18 protein-coding genes are annotated in these 22,549 nt (G+C 71.5%); 13 read left to right on the forward strand and 5 right to left on the reverse strand.

What is annotated here, in order from left to right; all coding sequences use genetic code 11:
• Positions 1–79: 79 nt before the first annotated feature.
• Genes WMF46_RS14565 through WMF46_RS14575 form a run of 3 tightly spaced genes read right to left on the reverse strand, consistent with a single transcriptional unit; the run spans position 80 to position 3,848 of the window.
• Entirely contained in the window at positions 80–2,353 is a 2,274-nt protein-coding gene (locus tag WMF46_RS14565; RefSeq protein WP_437986162.1) for a hypothetical protein, read from the reverse strand.
• A gap of 24 nt (positions 2,354–2,377) precedes the next feature.
• Positions 2,378–3,037: a class I SAM-dependent methyltransferase gene (locus WMF46_RS14570; protein ID WP_437986163.1), complete on the reverse strand. Its 660-nt coding sequence runs from the start codon at positions 3,035–3,037 to the stop codon at positions 2,378–2,380.
• Entirely contained in the window at positions 3,030–3,848 is an 819-nt protein-coding gene (locus WMF46_RS14575; RefSeq protein WP_272103694.1) for a class I SAM-dependent methyltransferase, read from the reverse strand. The genes WMF46_RS14570 and WMF46_RS14575 overlap by 8 nt, the downstream gene beginning before the upstream one ends.
• Before the next feature lie 236 nt (positions 3,849–4,084).
• Between WMF46_RS14575 and WMF46_RS14580 the strand changes: the two genes are divergently transcribed.
• The 5 genes from WMF46_RS14580 to WMF46_RS14600 all read left to right on the forward strand — a co-directional run bounded on the left by WMF46_RS14580 (position 4,085) and on the right by WMF46_RS14600 (position 10,661).
• Positions 4,085–4,300 carry a hypothetical protein gene (locus WMF46_RS14580; RefSeq protein WP_437986164.1) on the forward strand — a complete coding sequence of 72 codons (216 nt, stop codon included), beginning with the start codon at positions 4,085–4,087 and terminating at the stop codon, positions 4,298–4,300.
• A 123-nt stretch (positions 4,301–4,423) separates the two neighbouring features.
• Positions 4,424–4,879 carry a hypothetical protein gene (locus WMF46_RS14585; protein WP_437986165.1) on the forward strand — a complete coding sequence of 152 codons (456 nt, stop codon included), beginning with the start codon at positions 4,424–4,426 and terminating at the stop codon, positions 4,877–4,879.
• Positions 4,880–5,403: 524 nt separating this feature from the next.
• Positions 5,404–6,825, forward strand: coding sequence for an SGNH/GDSL hydrolase family protein (locus WMF46_RS14590; RefSeq protein WP_437986166.1), 1,422 nt, complete (start codon positions 5,404–5,406; stop codon positions 6,823–6,825).
• Between the two features lie 240 nt (positions 6,826–7,065).
• Positions 7,066–8,463, forward strand: coding sequence for a sigma-54-dependent transcriptional regulator (locus WMF46_RS14595; protein ID WP_437986167.1), 1,398 nt, complete (start codon positions 7,066–7,068; stop codon positions 8,461–8,463).
• Between the two features lie 359 nt (positions 8,464–8,822).
• Positions 8,823–10,661, forward strand: coding sequence for a glycoside hydrolase family 43 protein (locus tag WMF46_RS14600; protein WP_437986168.1), 1,839 nt, complete (start codon positions 8,823–8,825; stop codon positions 10,659–10,661).
• Between the two features lie 232 nt (positions 10,662–10,893).
• Here the strand turns inward: WMF46_RS14600 and WMF46_RS14605 are convergent, their stop codons facing one another.
• Entirely contained in the window at positions 10,894–12,420 is a 1,527-nt protein-coding gene (locus WMF46_RS14605; RefSeq protein WP_437986169.1) for a hypothetical protein, read from the reverse strand.
• A 578-nt stretch (positions 12,421–12,998) separates the two neighbouring features.
• Between WMF46_RS14605 and WMF46_RS14610 the strand changes: the two genes are divergently transcribed.
• The 8 genes from WMF46_RS14610 to WMF46_RS14645 all read left to right on the forward strand — a co-directional run bounded on the left by WMF46_RS14610 (position 12,999) and on the right by WMF46_RS14645 (position 20,176).
• Positions 12,999–13,931, forward strand: a complete 933-nt coding sequence (locus WMF46_RS14610) for a PAS domain S-box protein (protein ID WP_437986170.1) — start codon at positions 12,999–13,001, stop codon at positions 13,929–13,931.
• Between the two features lie 165 nt (positions 13,932–14,096).
• Entirely contained in the window at positions 14,097–14,354 is a 258-nt protein-coding gene (locus WMF46_RS14615; RefSeq protein ID WP_437986171.1) for a hypothetical protein, read from the forward strand.
• Entirely contained in the window at positions 14,351–15,166 is an 816-nt protein-coding gene (locus tag WMF46_RS14620; protein ID WP_437986172.1) for a hypothetical protein, read from the forward strand. The genes WMF46_RS14615 and WMF46_RS14620 overlap by 4 nt, the downstream gene beginning before the upstream one ends.
• A gap of 371 nt (positions 15,167–15,537) precedes the next feature.
• Positions 15,538–15,957: a hypothetical protein gene (locus WMF46_RS14625; RefSeq protein ID WP_437986173.1), complete on the forward strand. Its 420-nt coding sequence runs from the start codon at positions 15,538–15,540 to the stop codon at positions 15,955–15,957.
• Positions 15,954–16,787 (forward strand): class I SAM-dependent methyltransferase, encoded by an 834-nt coding sequence (locus tag WMF46_RS14630; protein WP_437986174.1) that lies wholly within the window; start codon positions 15,954–15,956, stop codon positions 16,785–16,787. Before WMF46_RS14625 ends, WMF46_RS14630 begins: the two co-directional genes overlap by 4 nt.
• A 167-nt stretch (positions 16,788–16,954) precedes the next feature.
• Positions 16,955–18,961: a type VI secretion system Vgr family protein gene (locus WMF46_RS14635; RefSeq protein WP_437986175.1), complete on the forward strand. Its 2,007-nt coding sequence runs from the start codon at positions 16,955–16,957 to the stop codon at positions 18,959–18,961.
• Positions 18,962–18,980: 19 nt separating this feature from the next.
• Positions 18,981–19,337 (forward strand): PAAR domain-containing protein, encoded by a 357-nt coding sequence (locus WMF46_RS14640; RefSeq protein WP_437986176.1) that lies wholly within the window; start codon positions 18,981–18,983, stop codon positions 19,335–19,337.
• Positions 19,334–20,176: a DUF4123 domain-containing protein gene (locus WMF46_RS14645; protein ID WP_437986177.1), complete on the forward strand. Its 843-nt coding sequence runs from the start codon at positions 19,334–19,336 to the stop codon at positions 20,174–20,176. Before WMF46_RS14640 ends, WMF46_RS14645 begins: the two co-directional genes overlap by 4 nt.
• Before the next feature lie 18 nt (positions 20,177–20,194).
• On the opposite strand, the gene WMF46_RS14650 is transcribed toward WMF46_RS14645, so the two are convergent.
• The gene (locus WMF46_RS14650) at positions 20,195–22,546 is read right to left on the reverse strand and encodes a DUF2169 domain-containing protein (protein ID WP_437986178.1); all 2,352 of its coding nucleotides are present in this window, start codon (positions 22,544–22,546) and stop codon (positions 20,195–20,197) included.
• Positions 22,547–22,549: the final 3 nt, after the last annotated feature.

Genomic DNA, 22,549 nt, shown 5'->3' on the forward strand with positions numbered 1-22,549 from the left:
GCGGCGCGTGGAAGCGAAAGCGGCGCGCCTGGCCGCCGTGGCCAAGGCGTCTGGCTGTCTGTGCCAGACGTCGTGCCCGTCAGGGGCGCCTGGTGACTAGGAGCCGGCCACGGCGGAAGATCGGCCGCCGGAGCCGCGGCGCCCCCAGCGCGAGCGCGGCCCCGCACGCGAGCGCGAGCGCCGGCAGGTAAAACCGCGGCAGCGCCACCACCGCCTCCAGGTGGTGCCGGCCAGGCCCGACGCGCACCGCGAAGAAGCCCGGGGCGACGCGCCTCGGGGCCAGCTCGACGCCGCCGTCGCGCACGCGCCAGCCGCTGTACGCCGTCGCGCGGAAGACCACGTCGACAGGCGCCTCGGCGTCGACGATCGCCTCGTACGCGCCCGGCTCGCGCGGCGCCTCGCGCACGCTGGCGCGGGCCGCGTCGCAGCCGTCGTCGGCCACGGCCACGCGCTCGAGCGGGCCGCGGGCCGCCTCCAGCGCCACGAGCTCGCCAGGCGTGTCGAGCACGGTGCGCGGCTGCTCCAGGTGCTCGAAGAGCGCCGCGAGCAGATCCGCCTCCCGCCCGCGCCACACCTCGCGCACGCACCCGAGCCCCACGTAGTCCGTGCCGCCCACCCGCCGAGACAGCTCGACCTCGCCGCGCCTGTCCACGAGCGCCCACGCCTCGGGCGGCCCCGGCCGCTGCGTGGTCAGGTGGATGAGCGTGCGGATGCCGAGCGCCTCCGCGCGCGCGGCGCTCCCGGGGCGCTCGGGCGCCACCTTGAGGAAGGCCGCGGCGTGAACGCCCACATGCGCGCCCGCGCCGGTCGAGAAGGCCATCGGGACCGCGCGGCGGAGATCGGCGGCGTGCATCATCGAGCAGGTCGCGAACTCGTCCTCGACGGCGTAGCTCGCGCGGCCGTGCGGCGCCTCGGCGAGCCAGCGGGCGATGAGATCGGGATCGAAGCCCTCGGCGGGCGGCGGGCAGCCGCGCGACGCGACGAGCGCGGCCTGCTTCTCTGCAAGGACGTGGAGCTCGGCCGCGCGGGCGGGGATCTCGAGGGCCGCGACGAGCGCGAGCGCGGCCGGCAGGACCGCGGCGAGCGCGGCCGGCAGGACCGCGGCGAGCGCGGGGCGCGAGCGGCGCGCGCCCCGCGCTGCCAGCGCGGCGCCGATGCGCGCGAGCGCCGCCGCCGCGAGGTCGAGCGCGCTGAGGATGGCCGCGGCCGCGACGAGCGGCAGGAGGGCGAGGGCGCGCATCGGCTGGAACAGCGAGAGCAGCGCGCGGCCGAGCGGGCCTGCGCCGGCGATCCAGCCGCCGCTCATCGACAGGAGCAGCGCGACCGCCGACGCCGCGAGGACGGCCCGCGACGCCGGGGCCCGGAGGTGCGTCGCGTGCAGGAAGCAGGCGGCGATCCACGCGGAGCCGATCACCGGGGCGTGCTCGTAGTCCAGCAGGTCGCCCTCGAGCATCCACGGCAGCACGCGCTCGGGCCCGAAGCCGATGTGCCGCCAGCCGAGGCCTGCAGGCCAGCCGAAGGGCGCGGCCATCGACGCGATGCCGGGGCTGTAGAGCGCGGCCGCGACAAGGCCGCCGCCGGCCAGCGAGCGGAGCACGCGCGCGCACAGCCGCCGATCCCACGCGGCGATCGCGGCCGCGCCCAGGACGGCGGCGCTCACCGTGAAGACCTGCGGGTGCGTCGCCGCGCAGGCGGCGGCGAGCGCCGGCCCGAGCTCGAAGCGGGCGGGGCGGATCACCGCGGCGGCCCACGCGATGACGAGGGGGATGACCAGGATCTGCGAGAGCAGCCCGAGGAGGAAGAACGACGGCCACCCGCCGGCGAACTGCACGTACGGCGCGACCCACGCGAGCGCCACCGCGCCGGCGGCGGTCGACGCGGGCCGCGCGCCGACCGCGCGGGCCGCGGCGAGGACGACCAGCGGGGCCCCGACGAAGGCGGCGAAGCCGAGCCCCTTCACCGCGACCACCGGCGCGACGCCGAGGCGGATCAGCGCCGCCACGAGCAGCCAGCCGACCGGCGGGTAGTGCAGCGCGACCGGGAAGCCGCCGTTGTTCGTGGCGATCCACCCGTGCGGCAGGCCGCTCGTCGCGATGTCGTACGCGATGGCGAGGTGCGAGATCGTGTCCTTCGACAGCGCGGCGCCGGGCCCGGCGAGCGCGGGCGCGTCGCGCAGCGCGGGCAGGAGCGCCACCGCCACCGCCGCGGCGGCGGCGAGCCAGGCGAGGCGCGGCGCGGGCCCGGGCGCGGCGGCCACGGCCGGCGAGGGCGCGGCGGGCCCGGCGGCCGCGCCGGCGCGGAGCTCGGCCAGCCGGAGGACGAGGACGCCGAGCGCGAGCAGGAGGTAGAGCATCGACAGAGCTCGCCGTCGCCCGCGTCAGCCCGGGGCGCGTTGCCAGGTGCCGAGGAGCGACCAGCCGGTGAGCGTGCGCCGCACCGACACGAGCCGCATCCGCTCCCCGACGTCGAGCGCCGCCAGGCTGCGCTCGTCGAACTTGCTCGGGTGGATGTGCTTTCGCGAGAAGCCGTCGCGGCGCGCGATCCACTCGAGCACCGTGGCCTCGAGGAGCGGCAGCGTCGACAGGCGGCCGTAGTTCGGGGTCGTGAGCAGCAGCGCGCCGCCCGGCGCGAGGCGCGCCGAGAGCCCGCGCGCCCAGCGCGACGGATCGAGGGTGTGCTCGACGACCTCCTTCGCGAGCACGACGTCGAACGGCCCGTCGAACCCGCCGCCCGTCGGGAGCTCGTAGGGCCCCGGACAGACGGCGAAGCGCGGTGCGCGCGCCGGGTAGAGGCGCCGGCACGCCTCGATGGCGCGCGCGTCGAGATCGCAGCCGTGGAGCTCGGTCGCGGGCGGCGCGCCGGGGATCTCCCCTTCGAGGCCGCAGCCGACGAGGAGCACGCGCGGGCGCGGGCCGCGCGCGGCGATGGCGCGGGCGAGGGGGCGGGTGAGCGCGCCGTGGTAGAGCGACCACGGGAACCGCTCGCGGCGGCGGTGGTTCGAGAAGTAGTCCCCGGGCGGCGCCGCCGTTTCAGCCATCGGGCCCCGCCTGCGCCACGAGCAGGTACTCGGCGGCAGCGTCGCCGCCCGGCGCGAGGCGCCCGAGCGCGTTGACCACGGCGCGCGCCACGTCGACGGTGAGCGGGCGGAGCGCTGGCATGGCGATCCAGCGGCCGGTGAGCTTGCGCATCACGTAGCCGAGCAAGCTCGGGTACAGCATGAAGTCGAACGCCCACGAGGTCGGCCGGCCCGCGATGGGGCGTGTCTCCACGAGGTCGAAGCCCGCGCGCGCGAGGTGATCGCGCCAGCCCGCCTCGTCGTAGAGGTGGACGTGCGAGAACACCCGGTCGAGCGCGTCGCCGTACGCCCGCGAGAGGCCGACCAGGCCCACGGAGCGGAGCGCCTCGGGCAGGGCGAGCTGGTACGTCCAGTCGGGCGTGGGCACGATGAGCACGAACCGCGCCCCGGGCCTGAGCGCGCGCCGGATGTTCACGAGGGCGCCGTGGAGATCGGGCACGTGCTCGAGGCTGCAGTTGGCGATGGCGCTGCCGAAGAACCCCTCGGGCAGGTGGACGTTGACGATGTTGCCGCAGATGAGCGTGCGGTACGACGCGGTCCGCTGCGCGCGCTGCACCTCGGTCGGGTTGATGTCGATGCCCCACGCCTGCTTGTCCGGGTAGGCGAGGCGCGCGAACAGGCCGTCGCCGCAGCCGACGTCGAGCAGCGGCTCCGGCAGATCGAGCTCGCGCACGGCGCGCAGCCGCACGCACTCGCGGATGGCGAGCGCCGCGGGCGCGAAGGCGTAGTAGGCAGAGAAGTCGTCCGCGTCGAGCGGCCACTCTCGGTCCACGGGAGCGCTCATCACGCGTCGAGGCGCAACGAGCGCCGGTGCGCGCAGACCGCTCCCGTCGGGTGTGGCTCATCGGGGGACTCGACGATGGCCTTGAGCGCTCCGGGATCGAGGTGCGGCAGGGGCATGCGCCGCATCCTAACATCGGCGCGGCGCTCGTCGGGTACGGCCGAATTTCTCCGAGACCGGGGACGTCGAGGGCCGTGTTACCGAGGGCGGGGTCGGCGTTCGCGAGCTTGGAGAGCCCGCCCTGCGCGGGGCTGTCGCGCGAGGACGCGCCCATCTTCTTCGAGGTCGAGCGTGCGACTCCGGAAAGCGTCTTTCAGAAGCTTGCCGCGACCGAGCCCACCACGGGCTTCGGCGAGACGTTCCAGTACAGCAACAGCATGGCCTCGGCCATGCACGCCGGCGTCTTCGGGCCGCTCGGCATACGCTGGACGACAGCTCGATAGGGGAATCGCACCCTCCGGCCACGGGCAGCCAGATGTCTGGTCACCGTGTGATCACAGCTGTTGGTGGCACTTGGCGCGTCGAAAGGGAAATACATTGTGCCGAGCGCGCGTAAGCGGTTTGCGATGCCCGCCGCGCGGGCGAGCATGCATTTGGCCCTGCTGATGCGGCTGATGGGCGGAGGGCGCGTACTGCGAGAGGCGATCGAAGATTTCCGGCGGCTGCCGGAGGACGCGTCGGAGCGCGACATCGCGCTCGGTCCTCTGCTACGCTTCCGAGCGGAGGTCGCCCAGCGCGGGCCAGCGACACCGGAAGAAGAGGAGTTCGTGATGACCACGCAGGAACTCGTCGAGCAATTCATCGAGCAGGGACGCACGCAGGGGGTCGCGCAAGGGATGGCGCAGGCGACGATCGAGCTCTACGAAGCTCGGTTCGGCCCCATGCCGCCGCCGCTGCGGTTGGCCGTGGAGGCCATACGCGACCTGCCGACGCTCCGGGCGTGGCTTCTCCTTGCCGGCACCGGGACGCGCGAGGCCGTGCACGAGGCCCTCGCCGCCGGTCCCTCCGAGCGCTCGTCCTGACCCCCGCCGCCTGCCGCCCCGGGGCGCGCCGCGTGCGCCGGCCTGGCCGAAGCGCCGCCCGCGCGAGCCACGGCGGCCTCGGGTCACGGGTCGAAGCACCTCGACGACGCGTTGCGCCGGGTGTTACCGAACGTAACGCGAGCGCATCGAAGCGTTACCGAACGTAACGCCATGTGGCCGGACGACGCCACCGGGGCGTTCTCCCGGAGATGAACCGAGTAGTAGTTCGACCCCTCGTGTGACACACTCGATGGCGCGTGTGAGGGACATGGCATCAGCCCGCGCTCTCCCGCGCGCCTCCGGACATCGACGGTGGGCAGCGCAGCCATCCAGATGAGCTCTTCGATCGATCGGGGCTCGATCCGGGCGACGCTGCGCGCACGAGCGAACCGGCGCGCTATCGGCTGAGATCAAAAAATTCGAAAGTTCGAATGCGCTGAAGGAGCTGCTGGTCGGCGGGGGCGGTGCGCCGAGGGGCAATTCGAACGATCGCGAACACAGCAATCTTTCGAGCGTCGAGGACCATGCGAAGAATACTTTGTGCTCTTCTGTTTTTGGCTGTCGCCGGCTGCGGCGATGACACGGACACCACGACATCCAGCAGCACGTCGAGCTCGTCGTCCAGCTCGAGCAGCGCGGCGAGCTCCGGCGGGGGTGATGCCTCCGGCGGCGGCGGCGCTGGCGGCGGCGACACCGGCGGGGGCGACACCGGCGGGGGCGACACCGGCGGGGGCGGCGCTGGCGCCACCGGCGGCGGCGCGGCCACGGGCGGTGGCGGCGACGGCGGCGGTGGTGGCGCCGGCGGCGCGGCGGAGGCGCACTGGGTCGGGACGTGGACGACCGGCCCGCAGCTGACCGAGCCCAACAACAACCCGCCCGCGCCGGGCCTGGCCAACAACACGCTGCGCCAGGTGATCTATACGTCGATCGGCGGCAAGGGCGTGCGGCTGCTGCTCTCGAACGAGTATGGCGACGGGCCGGTGACCATGGAGTCGGTCCACATCGCGGAGTCGACGACCGCCGACGGCATCAACGTGGCCACCGACCATGCACTGAAGTTCGCGGGCGCCGACGCGGTGACCATCGCGGTGGGCAAGACCGTCTTCTCCGATCCGATCGAGTACGCCATCAAGCCCAACACCAAGATGGCGGTGACCATCAAGTTCGGCGCCGTGCCGGCCGGGATCACCGGGCACCCGGGCTCGCGGACCAACTCGTATATCCAGACCGGCAACGGGGTCTCGGCGGCGAACCTGACCTCCCCTATGTCCACCGCGCACTGGTACTACATCACGGGCCTCGACGTCGACGCGGCTCCCGAGGCGGCGGCGGTCGTCATCCTGGGTGACTCGATCACCGATGGCCGCGGCTCGGACACGGACGGGAACACCCGCTGGCCGGACTTCCTGTCTCGCCGGCTGCGGTCCAATCAGGGCACCCAGCAGGTCGCCGTGCTGAACCTCGGCATCGGCGGGGGCAACGTGCTCACCGGCGGGCTCGGGCCGACCGCCAAGGCCCGCTTCCAGCGTGACGTCCTGGACCAGCGCGGCGCGAAATGGCTGATCACGTTCATCGGCGTGAACGACATCGGCACCGACAGCCAGCCGCCCGTCGCCGAGAACCTGATCGCGGCCTATGGCGAGTTCATCACCAAGGCGAAGGAGAAAGGGATGCTCGTTTATGGAGCGCCCATCACGCCGCTCGGCACCGGGTACTTCTCGGCAGCCCGCGAGACGACCCGCCAGACGGTCAACACCTGGATCCGCACGAGCGGCAAGTTCGACAAGGTCATCGATTTCGAGCCGGCGGTCGTCGACCCCAGCGATCCTACCAAGCTGAAAGCTGACCTCGACTACCAGGATGACGGGCTGCACTTCAACCCGACCGGCCTGGAGGCGCTGGCGAACGCCATCGACCTCTTGCTGTTCGTCCCCCAGCCCAAGTAAAGCGGACGCCACTCGTGGGGGGGCGCCCGATCGGGCGCGCGGAGCTCCGAGCTGCCACGCGCCCGGCGAAGACCACCCGCTCCCCCGGCGGAGAACGCGCCTCGGTCCTCGCATGGCGCTGCGATCAGTAACCTGGACAACTGAGTCGTCAGTCTTAACGCGTTGCGCTATGCGTCCTCACGTATTCAGCGGCAACGGTCCTGAGTAGCCTTGTCCCATGCGCGGGCTCGAGGTGGCGCCGTGAGCCGGATCCTGCTGGTCGAGGACGAGGTCGTCATCCGGACGGAGCTCCGGCGGCTGCTCGTCCGTCACGGGCACGACGTCATCGAGGCGGGGTCGGTCGAGGATGCCTCGGCGGATCACGATCTGCGCGCGTTCGATCTGGTGCTGGCCGACGTGCGCTTGCCGGGCGCGCCGGGCACCGCGCTCGTCGGGCAGTGCGGCGGCGCGCCGGTCGTGCTCATGACGAGCTACGCCACGGTGAAGGCGGCCGTGGACGCCGTGAAGCGCGGCGCTGCGGATTACCTGTCGAAGCCGTTCGATCACGCCGAGCTCGTCGCTCTCCTCGACCATCATCTCCCCGGCGCGCGGTCTGCGCCGAGCGCGCTCCCCGACGTCGCGCCAGGCGCCTCGGTGCCCGCGCCGTCTGCGCCGCCCGTGCCGCCCACATCCGAAGACGACGAGCTCGAGGGCATGGTCGGCGGCTCTGCGGCCATGCGCGAGGTGTTCGCGCGGGTGCGCAAGGTCGCCCCGAGCGAGGCGACGCTGCTCGTCCTCGGCGAGAGCGGCACGGGCAAGGAGACGCTCGCCCGCGCCGTGCACCGGTTGAGCCCGCGCCGGCAGCTGGCGTTCGTCCCGGTCCACTGCGCGGCCATCCCCGAGGGGCAGATCGAGGGGGAGCTCTTCGGATACGAGCGCGGCGCCGTCCCCGGCGCGATCTCCGCCCGCGCGGGGCTCTGCGAGGCCGCGGAGGGCGGGACGCTGCTGCTCGACGAGATCGCCGAGCTGCCGCCCAAGGTCCAGGCGCGGCTCCTCCGCTTCCTCCAGACGGGCGAGGTGCGGCGCGTGGGCGCGACCCGCGCCCGGCGCATCGACGTGCGCCTCATCGCGGCGACGCGCCGAGATCTCGTGGCGATGGTGCGCGACGGATCGTTCATGAGCGACCTCTACTTCCGGCTGCGGGTCCTCGAGATCCGCCTCCCGCCGCTGCGAGAGCGGCCGGGCGATGCGGTGCGCCTCGCGGAGTCGCTGCTCCGGCGGCGCGCGTGGGCGATGGGCCGCGCGCCGCTCACGCTGACGCCGGAGGCGCGCGCCGCCATCGCGGCGGCCCCCTGGCCGGGCAACATCCGGGAGCTAGAGAACGCCGTTCACCGCGCGATGGTGCTCGTCGACGCGAGCGAGATCGGGCTGGAGCTGCTCGGGCTCGACGCGCCCCCTCAACCGCCTTTGCCCGCGCCTGCCGCGGACGCGCACGAGGGAGAGCCCCCGTCCGACTCTCTCGAGGGTTATTTCCGCCGCTTCGTCCTCGAGCACCAGCACGAGCTGACGGAGACCGAGATCGCCCGCCGCCTCGGCATCAGCCGCAAGGCGCTGTGGGAGCGGCGGCAGCGGCTCGGGATCCCCCGGCCGCGCTCCTGAGCCTCCGTCGACGGCGGCGCGCCCTCGTCAATTTTTGTTTGACTCGTCGAATGTGAACGTTCACAATTGACTCAGGCACGCTCGGGCAGGGCGGTGACCTGACAACGCCTCCCCTGGATTTGCTTTTCGCGGAAAATTGAACAGGGAGACGGGGAGAACGGTGGAATTTTACTCCCCGTCTCCCTGCCTCCCTGTGAATTTTCCCGAGAGATTCGGGCGAATGCTTCTGGACGGCGACCGCGCGACCACGCCGGGTCGTCGCGATCGAGGAGCAGCGTCGCCTCGACGCGTTCGTTTTTTCTTTTTCTGGCAGCAGCGGGCCGCGCGCTCTCGCTGACACCTCTTATCAGGCCATCACCATGCACCTTCCTTCCCGAACTACCAACACCCGCTCTCTCAACCGACGCGCAGGCGGTACGGCGTCTGCTGTCTGTCTCCTCGCTCTCGTCGCAAGTTGTAGCGGGGAGTCGCAGGTGGGCGACGGTGATGGCGGCGGCGGCGCCACGGGCGCGACGACCGGCCCTGGAACGGGCGTTTCGAGCAGCAGCGGCTCGGGCGGGAGCGACGGGCAAACGACGAGCGGCGGTTCGACGAGCGCCAGCGGAAGCTCCGCCGCGTCCGGGGGCGCTGACCCCGGCACCGGCGGCAGCGGCGACGGCGGCGACGGCGGCGGCGCCCCCGCCGTCTGCCCCGAGACCTACTCCAATCCTCTCATCTGGCAAGACCTCCCCGATCTGGAGGTCATTCGCGTGGGCGACACCTACTACTACACGGCGTCCACCTTCCACCATTCGCCTGGAGCGCCCCTGCTCCGCTCCTACGATCTCGTCCACTGGGAATACGTCTCCCACTCCGTTCCGCTGCTCGACGTCGACCCGTCGTACGACCTGGGCCGGGATAGATCCTATGTGAACGGCATCTGGGCTTCCACGCTCCAGTACCGGGAGAGCAACAAGACCTTCTACTGGATGGGCTGCATGCACAACAAGGGCGGCGGCTGGGTCTTCACGGCCAAGTCCCCCGAAGGCCCGTGGGAGAAGCACAAGGGCGGCTGCTACTACGACATGGGGCTGTTGATCGACGACGACGACACCATGTACGTGGCCTACGGAAACAACACGATCAGCGTGGCGCAGCTGAGCGCAGACGGCTTCAGCCAGGTCAAGAATCAGGTCGTGTTCCAGACGCCGGGCAACATCTCCGGACCGCTGGAGGGCTCTCGCATCATCAAGAAGGACGGGGACTACTACATCTTCACCACGCAGTACGCGAACGGTGAGTATGTGCTGCGCTCGACGAGCGGGCCCTTTGGTCCCTACGAGCTGCGGCCCTTCGCGGTCAAGCTGCCCTACGCCGGCGCTCCGGGCTCCGGCGGCGCCCCGCACCAGGGCGGCGTCGTCCAGACGCAGAACGGCGACTGGTACTACCTCGGGTTCAACGACTCGTACCCGGCTGGTCGCATCCCGGTGATGGCCCCGATGACCTGGACCGACGGCTGGCCGTCGCTCACCCTGGTGGACGGCAAGTGGGGAGGTACGTACCCCTTCCCGAACCTGCCTTGCGGATCGAACCGGGTGAAGCCGCCTGTGACCAAGGACACCTTCGCGGCGGCGACCCTGCGCCCCGAGTGGGAGTGGAACCACAACCCCGACAGCACCAAGTGGTCGTCCGGGGCCGGGCTGACCCTGCAGACGGCGACGGTGACCGACGATCTGTACGCCGCTCGAAACACGCTGACGCGCCGTATCGAAGGACCCGTCTCGATCGCGACGATCGAGCTCGACCACAGCAAGATGCAGAACGGCGACGTCGCCGGCCTCGCTGCCCTGCGCGACATGTCGGCGTGGATCGGTGTCAAGAAGACCAACGGGGCGACGCGCGTCGTGATGACCAATGGGGTCAACATGAACACCTCCTGGGCCACGACGAGCAAGGGCACCGAGGTGGCCGGCGCCGACGTGTCCGGCGGCAAGATCTGGCTGCGCGTGGAGGCCAACGTCCGCACGGATAACGGCGGAGCGCAAGCGCGCTTCTCCTACAGCACGGACGGCGCCCGGTTCACCAACCTGGGCAACACGCTCAGCATGAACAAGAACTGGCAGTACTTCCTCGGCTACCGGTTCGGCATCTTCAACTACGCCACGCAGTCCCTGGGCGGCTCGGTGAACGTCGCGTCCTTCGAGGTAACCAAGCCGTAAGATGCGAGCCGGTCGCCTGCATGGTCATCGGCGTGGCCGAGAGCGAGAGCCCCACGGGCCCGCTCGAGGGCGCGCTGGCGCGCCCGCCGGCTCGTGCACCGTACGGGGTGGCATCGAGCCGGCGGCGTCCTTCGATGACGATGGAGAGGCGTGCCTTGACGGGCGGTTGGCTCCCGCGGGCCGCTCCTGCGCAGGGGCGAGCGGGCCGTGGGGGAGGCGGAGCGGGGCGAGTCTAGTTCTTCGTCGGCGCGGGCGCGCCGCTCTGGATCCACTGGCGGAGGGCCGCGAGCTCAGCGCTCGTCACGCTCGGCTTGCCGTCCGCGGCCTGCGGCATGACGCCCGTCTGGCAGGTGCCGCCGGCGGAAGGCCTGCATCCGGCGCTCCCGGCCGTCCCTGCGACCTTGAGGTAGAGCCAGCTCTGGTCCGGGTTCCCCGGGACGATGAGCTTGAACTGCCCACCGCCCTTGGCGGTCTTGTTGACGAGGCCCGCGACGATGTCCGTCGAGCTGATGTCGCCGCCGAGCGACAGACCTGCTGCGGGACCGGTCGACGGCGCAGCGTGGCAACCGCTGCACTTGTGGATCGCGCTCTCGAAGATCGGACGGATGGTCTCGTGGAACACGCCGGACTCCTCGGGCAGGGGGTTCCCCGGATCCGGATCCGGCTTCAGGTCAGGATTGATGACCTGAGCGATCGCGTCCATCTCGTAGCACTGGGCGGCCACCGCGTCCTTCAGCTTCTGGTCGGTGGGCGACATGCCCTTGGCGACACGGTACTTCTCCCAGACGTTGTCGATCCAGCCGTGCAGCTTCCAGAACATGTAGTTGTCGATGTTCGTGAACTGGTTGCCGAGGCCGTGGTCGGTGTTCTGGGGGCGCACCCACTTGAAGTGGAGATCGCCGTGAAGGCCGCTGGCCTGCTGGTTGCTGCCGGGGATGGCCTGGCCGGCGAAACACTGGAGCCACATGCCGAACGCGCCCTCGTCCGGGAAGCGGCTCAGGTTCTCCGGCTTGTCGATCTCGTCGCCGATCTTCGCGTTGGCGAGCGTCGTGGCGCTCCAGGGCCTGAAGTCCGATCTCCACTGCTGGGGCAGCTCGTCCGCCGTCGTGGGGAACTTCTTGAAGCCCTCGAACTGCTCCGAGTGCTTCGGCCAGAGCTGCTTCAGCGACTGGATCATGTGCCGGTGCATGGCGAGGAACTGGAAGCCGTCGCCCGTCGTCTTGCACTCCTGGTCCGACGGGACCGGGACAGCCGACCTGCAGATATTGACCCTGCTCATGCCCATGCCGCCATTGCAGCGCCGGATGCTATGCCACTCGAAGTGGGCGGCTTGCCATTCGTTCTCCTCCATCCAGGCGATGACTTCCGGCTGAACCGTGAGATCGATCTGGTTGTTCTTCACGAACTCCGCCGAGCCGTCCTTCATCGTCGCGTCGCTGGGATGGGGATCGTAACCATCCACGCAATGATCCTTCGGGTGCGTGTCGCCCGTCCCGCTCGAGCCGCCGGTGCCACCGGCGGGATCTCCGCTCGACGAGGAGGAGCCCGTGGTCGCGGCGGAGCTGGAGGGGTCGCCCGCGCCGGCGCTGCTGGTGCCGGGGCCGGCGCTGGTGCCGGTCAACGAGGAGGTCGTGGTGGAGGTGGACGACACGCCGCCGCCTGCTCCACCAGAGCCCCCGACCTCGGGATCTTCGCCGCCACAGGCGCCCAGCAGCAAGGCCGTGACGCACGAGAGGAAACCGAACGTGCGTTGAGACATCTTGCCCAATGATACGGTGGACGGACCTGCCTGATCGTTGATTCGCATGGTGCTCCTCGTTACCGCTGGATGCCGGACCGCTGGGTGCCGGGTGCATGCTTCCGCGCAGCCGCTGAGCCAGACGCCAGATGGAGCATCGCCCAACCGCCGGTGTCATTTGCGTAGCACGAGGCTTCCGAGCAGAGAAGCGGGTGTAAATTTGCTCCACAACGATCCTCTCCGACGTTGGATGGGCCGCGGGGGAGGGGAAAGTAAAGAGTTTTTAATAAGTCAAGGGTGATCGCCGCTCACCCGGGTGAACGAGGGTTCCGTGCGCCATCCGCCTTCTTCTTGGAAAAGTGAAGCTGTATCGATGGTTGATCCCGTTCAGTGAGGCCATAAATTGCCCGTTCCTGCCCGACCCTTGCGCTGACCTGCGAGATCAAGGGGGCTCCATGGGAAGGCGAGCTCCGCAGGCCAGCGATGCTGGAGGCGGCGAGCGACCTCATCCGAAGTTGACCCGTGGCGGCTGCGCCTTTGATAGCCTGGCCGAGCGGGGCGCTGCTGTGCGTGCCGGCGCTTCGGGGGAGCACGGGACCATGAACGAGAGCCATGTGAATGGTAGTGTTGCAGCGGGCGCGGAGCTGGAGATGCTCCGGCGGCGCAATGCCGAGCTCGAGCGGGAGCTCGCCGAGAGGCGGCGCGTGGAGACCGCCCTGCGGGCGAGCGAGGCGCGGTTCCGGGCCATCGTCGAGGGCCAGACCGAGCTCATTTGCCGTTTCCGGCCAGATGGCACGCTGACGTTCGTCAACGAGGTCTACTGCCGATTCTTCGACAAGACGCCGGAGGAGCTGGTCGGCCACCGCTTCACACCACTGATCCCCGAGGAGGACCAGCGGTTACTAGAGAAGCAGTTCGCGACCGTCGGCCCCGAGAACCCCATCCTCCACACCGAGCACCGGGTCCTGTGCCCGGACGGATCGGTCCGCTGGCTACAGTGGACCAACCGCGCCCCGGTCGGTGATGAGGGGCTGCACGCCGAGTTCCAGTCCATCGGAGTCGATGTCACCGAGCGCCGGCGGGCGGAGGACGAGGTGAGGCGCCTCAACCGCGAGCTCGAGCAGCTGGTTCGTGAGCTATCGACCCCGCTCATGCCGGTGGCGGATCAGGTCATCGCGATGCCGCTGGTCGGCTTCCTGGACGCCGCCCGCGCCGCGGCGGCGCTCGAGACCCTCCTCCAGGGGGTCACCACGTACAACGCAAGGACGGTGGTCGTCGATATCACCGGTGTGGGGGTCTTCGACGCCCAGGTGGCCGACGCGATGATTCGGCTGGCCAAGGCGGTGAAGCTCCTCGGCGCCCAGGCGGTGCTCACCGGCATCCAGCCGCGGATCGCGCAGTCGTTGATCGAACAGGGCGTCGGCCTCGGCGACCTCGTGACGCTTCAAACCCTGAAGGAGGGTATCGCCTTTGCGCTGCGGCGCGAACACCGCGGCTCTCGATCGCCGGCCCGCGAGCGGGCAGCTCGATGAGCTCTCGGAGATCGTCACGGAGCATGTGAAGCGGCCCGCGGGCGCGTCCTCTGCCTCGTTGACCCTCTCGCGCGGCGCGATCTACCTTGCGAGCGCCCCCATGACCCTCCACGTCGTCCGCCAGGGCGAGCTCCCGGCCGCCATGGCGCGTCGCTGCTGAGGGCGATGCTTCCGGCGGACGAGGTCATCAAGAAGCTGGTGGACGTGCTCGCGCCGTACCTCGGCGAGAACATGGCGCGCGCGGCCGTGCGCAGCCAGGCGGACAAGCTGGAGTTCAAGCACGGGCGCCTCTCCCCGGCCGACGTGGAGCGCTTGCTCGCCGCGGTCGCGCCGGGGCTCGGCGTGTTCGTCGGGCGCGACAAGGCCCAGCGGATCCTCGACGAGGCGCGCGCCGCGATCGGGGCGCAGGGAGGAGCTCGATGACGCGCGTCCCCGTTCGCCGCGTGGCGCCGGTGGTGGTGACGATCGTGTGCGCGGTGTACGTCCCGCGCCTGCTGCCCCAGTCCGCCGAGCTCTCCGAGAGGCTCCTCCCGACGTCGGTCGTCGACACCGTGGGTCCGCTCGTGCGGCTCGTGTGCCTCGCGGTCGCCGCCGTGTTCGGCCTGCGCAGCGCCGCGCGCCTCGAGCGCGACAACCCGGCGCGCGGCCCGTGGTTCCTGCTCGGCGCGTGGCTCGCGCTCTTCACCCTGGGCCAGGTCGGGCTCGTGTACTATCCGCTCGTCGCGCGCGCGCCCACGCCGCTGCCGTCCATCGCGGACGCCGCGTTCCTCCTGGGATATGCGCTGCTGATCGCCGCGTCGGTGCGCTTCGTCTTCGTGTACCGCGCGTCCGGCTTCCCCGTCGGCAGCGCGCGCGAGCACCTCGGCATCGCCGCGGGCGCGGCGGCGGCGATGGTGATCATCGGTTATCCCCTGCTCGCGCCGATCGCGCGCGCGCCGGTGCCGCTCGGCGAGCGGCTCATCAACATCGCCTATCCCATCCTCGATCTGATCGCGCTCGTCCCCGCGCTGGTGATGCTGCGGATCGCGCGCGCCTTCCGCGGCGGCAAGGTGTGGGCGATCTGGGGATCGCTGCTCGCGGGCTGCGCGCTCATGGCCGTGGGAGACATCCTGTTCGCGTTCTTCTCCTCGGCGAAGGTGACCGCGTTCGGGCCAGGCGTGGACATGATGTTGCTCCTCGGGTACTTCGCGGCGGCGTGCGGGACGATGCTTCAATACGAGACGATCACCGACTGACGACGGTGGTGCGGTGGTTGCCACAGGTCACAGGACGCCCCGGCGGCGCGCGATGGCACGGTCAGGGTGTGACGGCGGGCGTGACATGTCACGCTCTCGGGTGTGACATGTCACGCTCTCGGGTGTGACATGTCACGGCGGCTCGCCCGGCGCAGAGGTCGAGCCGTCGGCCCGGCGCGCGCCGCGGCTCGCCCATGGGGGTCGAATCTGGCGCGTTGGTGCGCTTGCGCTGCGTCCATGGGTGTCACGCCGGGGAGGGCGCGCCACGCGGCATGCGCGTTGCGTGATCGCTCGCGACACCCGTCCACGGGCGCGCGGCGCCGCCGCGCCATCACACGGAGCTGAGCGCCATGATGTCTGCGCCGATACCGATGACGACAATGAATCTCCTCTCGAGGTCCCTCTCTGTCGAAGAGCGGATCGACGAGGCGGTCCTCTGCGGCAATGTGCCGAGCCCGCTGTCCTCCGTCGCATTTCATGAGGACGTCGAGTGCATCCGCAGGTTCTTCGCCGCGGGGTTCCCGGTTCACCTGGCGGTTCATCGGGTGGACAGCGCCGAGGCGGCGCGCCGGGATTACACGGCGCTGCACACCCACGACGGCCCGGAGATCAACCTGATCCTCCCGGATCCCGCGGGCCTCGAGTACCGCGTCGAGCTCGGTTCCCGCGTCCACCACGTCACCGAGAGCACGAGCATCTGGATCCCGCCGGGCGTCCCGCACTCGGCGAACGTGGTCCGGGGCTCTGGCTACTTCATCACCGCGCGCTTCGACGACGGGGGGGCGAGATGAGACGTGACCTTCCTCGGAGCCTCGACAAGGACGCCGGCGTCAGGAGGCCCGCCGTGGCGGCGTCGAGCGCCGCACAGGCCTACCGGAGAGGGAGCCTCTGGCAGAGGGGGCGCGGCGAGCGCCTCATCGCGTTCGCCGGCGCGAGGCGGGGCGAGCTCGTGCTCGACCTCGGCTGCGGCACCGGCGGCCTCACGCGGCAGCTCGCCGAGCTCGTGGGCCCCGACGGGCGCGTCCTTGGGATCGATCCGGACGAGGCGCGGATCGCGCTCGCCCGGCGCACCGCAGGCGCGCCCAACCTGGAGTTCCAGGTGGCGGCGGCCGAGAGCCTCGGCGAGGTCGCCCGGGACCGCCGCTTCGATCTCGTCTTCTCGAACTTCGTGTTTCACTGGATCCGCGACAAGCGCGCGGTCCTCCGCCGGATGCGCGACCTGCTCCGCCCCTCAGGGCGCATCCTCGTCCAGTGCGTCTCGTCGCTCCCCGCGCTCGTCGGGGAGCTCTCGCGGCTCGCCGACCCTTCGGGGGAGAAGATCCTGCGGGATTTCGCCTTCGAGGACGCCGCGGCGCTCGGGCACCACGTCGAGGGCGCCGGGCTGCAGCTGCTCCGCCTGGAGGAGCAGCATGGAACTCACGTGGTTCCGACGCTGGACGCATTGCTGAGGTGGTGGCAGGCGACGACCCACGAGCGGTTCGACCCACGGGCCATCGAGCCCGCGGCGCTCTCTCGGTTCGCCGAGCAGCACGGCGACGGCGGTGTGTTCCGGGTGCGCGAGACGTTCTGCTGGTTCGAGGCGCGGCTCGCCCCGGCGCACTCGTGGGGACGCGGAGGCTGACTCCCTGAATCTCGAGGGTCTTTTCTGGATTGCGTCGACGTTTGTCTGGTCTCGGGGCCAGGACGACGCGATGCTCCTGGTCGCCACGCCCCCGTTCTTTTCCGAGGTGGGCTACCATCCGCTCCCGCAGCCTCCCGTGGCGGCGCTCGCACCCAGGACCGATCCGAATGTCGATCTTCGAGCTCTCGTTCCAGTCCGGGGAGGCCTCGCTCTCCGTGCGCCGCGTCGTGGTCCAGGAGGCTGTCTCCGAGCTCTTCGCCGTCTCGGTGTGGGCCCGGTCCAGGCTCTCGGATCTCGAGCTGGAGTCGCTCGTCGGCCAGAGCGCGTCGCTCCAGATCCAGCCCGACGCCGCGCACCTCCACTGGCTGAGCAGCAGGCTCTGGCAAGGCGTGTGCAGCCACGTGGAGCAGGTGCAGGCCGAGCCGACGGGGCTCTCGACGTACTACCTCCGCATCGTGCCGCGCCTCTGGCTGCTCACCCAGCGCCGCGGCCACCGCATCTACCAGCACCTCTCCATCCCCGACATCGTCGACGCGCTCCTCGGCGAGTGGGCGATCGAGCCGGCGTGGAAGATCGATCGCGGCGCGTACCCCAGGCTCGAGTACAAGGTGCAGCACGGCGAGAGTGATCACGCCTTTCTCTCCCGCCTCCTCGAAGAGGCGGGCATCGCCTACACCTTCCCGGACCACGGGGCGGACACCAAGCTCACGCTGAGCGACAAGCTCGAGGCGGAGCCGCTGCGGCCGGGGCCGCCGCTGCCGTACGTCGACAACCCCATCGAGACCGCCGAGCGCGAGTTCGTCACCAGGGTGCGGCTCGGCCACGAGGTCCGGCCCGGGGCGAGCACGATCCGCGGCCACGACTTCCGCAAGCCCTCGTTCTCGCTCACCGGCGAGGCGCCCCCGGCGCCCGCGCCCGAGGCGAAATACGAGCAGTACCGCTACGAGCCCGGCGCGTTCCTCGCCGCGAGCGCCGGGGGCGGCGCGCCCGTCGGCGACGCCAAGGGCGTTTACCGCCACGACCCGAAGCACGGAGCCGATCTCTCGACGCGGGTCCTCGCGGCGATGCGCGCCGACAAGCGCGCCGTGCTCTTCGAGGCCAACGTGATCGACCTCTACCCCGGCCGGGTCTTCGCCGTCGATCAGCACCCGCACCCGGAGTTCGGAAGAGGGCCGCTCTTGGTGGCCGAGCTCGAGATCGTGGCCTCGCTCGGCGAGCCGTGGAGCGTGCGCGGGCGCGCGCTCTTCGCCGATCCCAAGGTCCCGTACCGGCCGGCGCGCAAGACGCCCAGGCCGGTCGCGCCCGGGCTGCAGAGCGCGACCGTGGTGGGGCCGCCGGGCGCCGAGATCCACACCGACGAGCTCGGGCGGGTGCGCGTGCAGTTCCCGTGGGATCGCGAGGGCAAGCTCGACGACAACAGCTCGTGCTGGATGCGCGTGAGCCAGGGCTGGGCGGGCGCCGGGTTCGGGATGTTCATGCTCCCCCGCGTCGGCCAGGAGGTGCTGGTGGCCTTCCTCGACGGCGATCCAGATCTCCCGATCGTGGCCGGGCGCGCCTTCAACGGCCGCGAGCTCGTGCCGTACAAGCTGCCGGATCACAAGACGGTGAGCACCTGGAAGAGCAGTTCGTCGCCCGGCGGCGCGGGGTACAACGAGATCAAGTTCGAGGACCAGGCGGGCCAGGAGCTCGTCTACATGCAGGCGCAGCGCGACAGGAACCAGCTCGTCAAGCGCGATGAGGTCGAGCGCACAGCGCGCCACAAGCGGAGCACCGTGGGAGGCGACGAGCACGTGGTCGTGAAGGGCGCGCGAAGGCAGCTCGTCCACGGGGGCGACCACGTGCACGTCAAGCTGGACCAGCGAACGGCCGTCGACGGCTCGGTGTCGCTCACGGTCGCGGTGAACCGGGACGAGCGCGTGGGCGCGAACCACGCGCTCGAGGCCGGCAAGCAGCTCCACATCAAGGCGGGCGCGACCCTTGTGCTCGAGGCCGGGCAGCGGCTCACCATCAAGGGGCCAGGAGGCTTCATCGACATCCACTCAGGGGGCGTCGATATCGTGGGAACCATCGTCAACATCAACAGCGGCGGCGCGGCGGGCGCCGGCCAGGGCGCGAACCCGGCGGCGCCGCTCGAGGCCGAAGAGGCGCACCCCAAGGACACGCCGTCTCCCTGAGACGAGGAGGAGCGAGATCATGCCCGCCGCCGCGCGCCTCACCGATCTGCACACCTGCCAGACCCACCCTGGGACCACGCCGCTCGTCTCGTCGGCCAGGACGGTGAACATCGGCTTCCTGCCCGCGGCGCGGGTCGGCGATCGCGCCGCGTGCCCGGCCAGCGCCGCGATCGTCCAGGGCTCGGCGACCGTGTTCATCGAGGGCGCCATGGCCGCGCGGCTCGGCGACGAGACGGCGCCGAAGGGCGCGATCGTGACGGGGTGTCCGACGGTGAACATCGGCTCGACCCCCACCCTCGATGCGCTGCTCGCCGCGTCCGTGTCGGGGACTCCGTTCCTCGATTGCGAGAGCTGCCGGATGGACGGCGCCGGGTGAAGGCGCTGCTTTATGTGACATCAGGGCTGCTCGCCGGGCGGCGCGTGCGCCTCCAGGCCGGCGAGGCGCTGCGCGTGGGGCGCCTCGGGCGGGCGGACATCGTGATCTCGCAGGATGAGCAGATGGCGCCGGTCCACTTCGAGATCGCGTGGGACGGCGCCGCGTGCCTGCTCGTCGATCGGAGCCGCCGGGGGACGCAGGTCGGCGGCAAGGCGGTCGCCGAGGCCACGATCGGCGACGGCGCCCTCATCGTCGCGGGGCAGACCCACTTCCTGCTGCGGCTCGTGCCCGACGATCTGGGCGCCGATCTCCCCCCTGCGCTGCCGCGCCCGCCGCCGTCACGGGAGCTGCTCGCCGCGCGGGCGGTCGCGCTGGAGGCGCTGCAGAGCGAGCCGGAGCCGCTCTTCGCCCTCCTCGACGCCGCCCGCGAGCGGCGCATCCTCACGCTGCTGCGCGGCTGCGAGGACGAGAATCGCTCGCTCTTCGAGGGCATCGCAGGTGAGGCGATGGCCCGGGCGGCGCCTCACCTGGTGAGGATAGAGAAGGGGTCGGCGCTCCTGCCGGTGCTCGTGAACGAGGGGTGGGGCGAGAGCTGGGGAGTCTACCTGACCGGGCGGAGGCCTCTTCGAGAGGTGCGGCAGAGATTGCGGCGGTCGCTGATCGTGAGGGACGAAGAGACGGGGAAGGGGCTCTATTTCCGGTTCTACGATCCGCGGGTGCTGCGGTTGTTCCTGCCGTCGTGCTCGGCGCGGCAGCGGAGCGAGATCCTGGGGACGGAGATCGGCGGGTTCGTCATCGAGGGCGAGATGGGCGAGGTGCTGCGGCTCGGGGGGGTGTGACGGCGGCTGTCCGGATCCTCAGGATGCGCGCCGCTGCCTGACCTGCACCACGCGCCCCAGCGCCGCCGCCTGGAGCGCCACCGGCTCCGCCTCCCGCTCGTCCATCGCCGGGTGCACCGCCGCGATCACCCGCGCCCGGAAGCGCGCCGAGAGCGGCAGCGCCTCGGCGATCGAGGCCGGCAGGTAGATCACGAGCGGCTGCGTCTCTCCGGAGACGCGCAGCAGCCCGCGCAGGTGCGGCCCGCCCAGCACCTTGCGCTTCTGGTAGTGCCGCTGCTCCAGCAGCGCGCGCTCCACCTGCTCGTTCGCGAGCTCTACCCGGCCCCTCTTTCCGTGGCCGAGCGCCTCGCGGATCTTCCCGCACAGCGCCTCGGCGACGGCGGGCGCTGTCGAGACGCCCGGCGTGGCGAGGAATTTCTCGGCGGCCCCGAGCGCCGCCGCGAGCGCGTCGTCGCCGGCCGCGAGCGGCGTCGCGGTGGAGACCAGCGCCTTCAGCGTCTCCACTTCGTCAAAGGACAGCGAGAGCTCGCCCTCGACCAGCTCGAGCGGCGGCACCGGCATGCCGCGCTTGCCGGCGGCGCGCGCGAGCGCCCCGTGGACGCCCGCGACGTCGGCGGCGGCGCCGCGATCGAGGATCTCGAAGACCTGCGCCCGATCCTCGATCTCGGCGGGCTCGTCGGAGAGGGCCGGATCGTCGGCCTCCGGGTCGAGGGGCTCGGCCTCCATGGCGTCGAGCAGGCACTGCCAGGCCGGCTTGCGGACGATGCGCGGCACGCTCTTCCGATCGAACCAGACGAGCGTCAGCGCGTCCCGCTGCGCCGGCGCGAGCGCGGCGCTGGCGTCCGCTGTCCCGCCTGCGCCCGCGAGCATCGCGCCGATGGTCTGCGGCGCCGCCGGCGCGTGCGGGATCATGCCCATGGCGCTCGACCCGGGCTGCGGAGCGCCGGCCGCCCAGGGGCTCACCGGCTCGCCGGGCGAGGCCTTCGCGATCGGCGGGGCAGGGATCGGAGAAGGGGTATTCGGAGGAGGGGTGTTCGAAGGAGGGGTGTTCGATACGGCCGCGGGGGGCGGCGCCGAGGACGGGGCGACGAAGGGGAGAGGCACCTTCGTCGCATCCTCGGTGAGATCGCCCGTCTGGCCCTCGGCCGAGCTCGGCTTCGGTTGGACACCGGGCGGCTCGGCCGGCCGCGGAGCGGGCGCCTCGGGAGGAGGCGGCGCGGGCGGCCCCGCGCGAAAGGGCATGATCGACGCCTGCACGGCGTCGAGCGACTTCGCCGGCATGTCGACGGTCTGCTTCGACGGGCCGAGGGAGGGAGGCGTCACCCTGAGCGCGGCCGGGGCCACCCGCGGCGGCGGATGGGGCCCCGGCGCCGAGGGGGTGGGCGCCTCGGCCGACGCCTGCCGCGCGGGCCGCTCCAGCGAGACGCGGATCTGCCCTGACTCCTTGGGGCTCGCGAGCGGGAGCTGGCCTCGCCAGGTCAGCGTGCAGAGGAGGCGATCGGTGTCGATCACGAGCGTGTCGCAGCGCATGCCGAGATCGCGCGGCCCGCCGGCGCGGCCGGTGACGGTCGCCCGCGGGCGGACGCCGGGGAGGCTTGTGACGAGGCGCGGGTGGCGAGGATGGAGGTTCTCGAGCACGATCTGCTCGTCCTCGCGGAGCTGCAGCAGGCGCTGATCGAGCGGAGCGACGTTGAAGAAGGTGCGATCGAGATCCTCCGGCAGCGGGCTCGAGAGGAGCGCGCCCGACGACCAGGCCGCCGCGTGTCTGCCGAGCCTGCGGTGCCGCAAAGGCCAGGTGGGGGCGATGGGCCCGAAGCCCACGGCCGCGATCGGGTCGTTCGGGCTGGCCACGAGGTGATCCACGGGGAGGAGGTTCGGGACGGCGGCCCTGCCGCGGGCGTCGCGCGCCTCGCGATGGATGCCCGCAGGGTTGTCCGTGTCCGGCCCGCCCGCGGCGCGCTCGTAGGCGAGCGGCATCGCCGTGAAGTGCGCTCCTTCCTGGAGCTCGCCCCCCTGGGTGAACAGGCGATCGCAGAACACCTGAATGGGTTTGTCGATCTCGCCCACCGCCATCCGCGCGATCAGCGACCGCGCGGGGCTGCCGCCGGGCGCGTGGGCGTGGCCGATGAGGACGACATCGGCGCCCTGCTTCTGCGGCGCGAGATCGCTCGCCTCGATCAGGCTGCGCGCGGGGTCGTCGCCCAGGTGCGCGTCGCGCTCGCGGATCGGCTCCTGCGCGGGCGCGAGCGGCGACTCGCCCGGCGCGAGCGTGAACGTCGCCTTGCAGACGACGGTGAGCACCCAGGTCAGGGAGCGCACCTGCCAGAGGAGCGAGGCGACGGGGAGCGGCCCGTCGGAGACGACATCCATAGG

The sequence above is a fragment of the Sorangium sp. So ce117 genome (genome assembly GCF_051524395.1).
Taxonomy (GTDB): Bacteria; Myxococcota_A; Polyangia; order Polyangiales; family Polyangiaceae; genus Sorangium; species Sorangium cellulosum_B.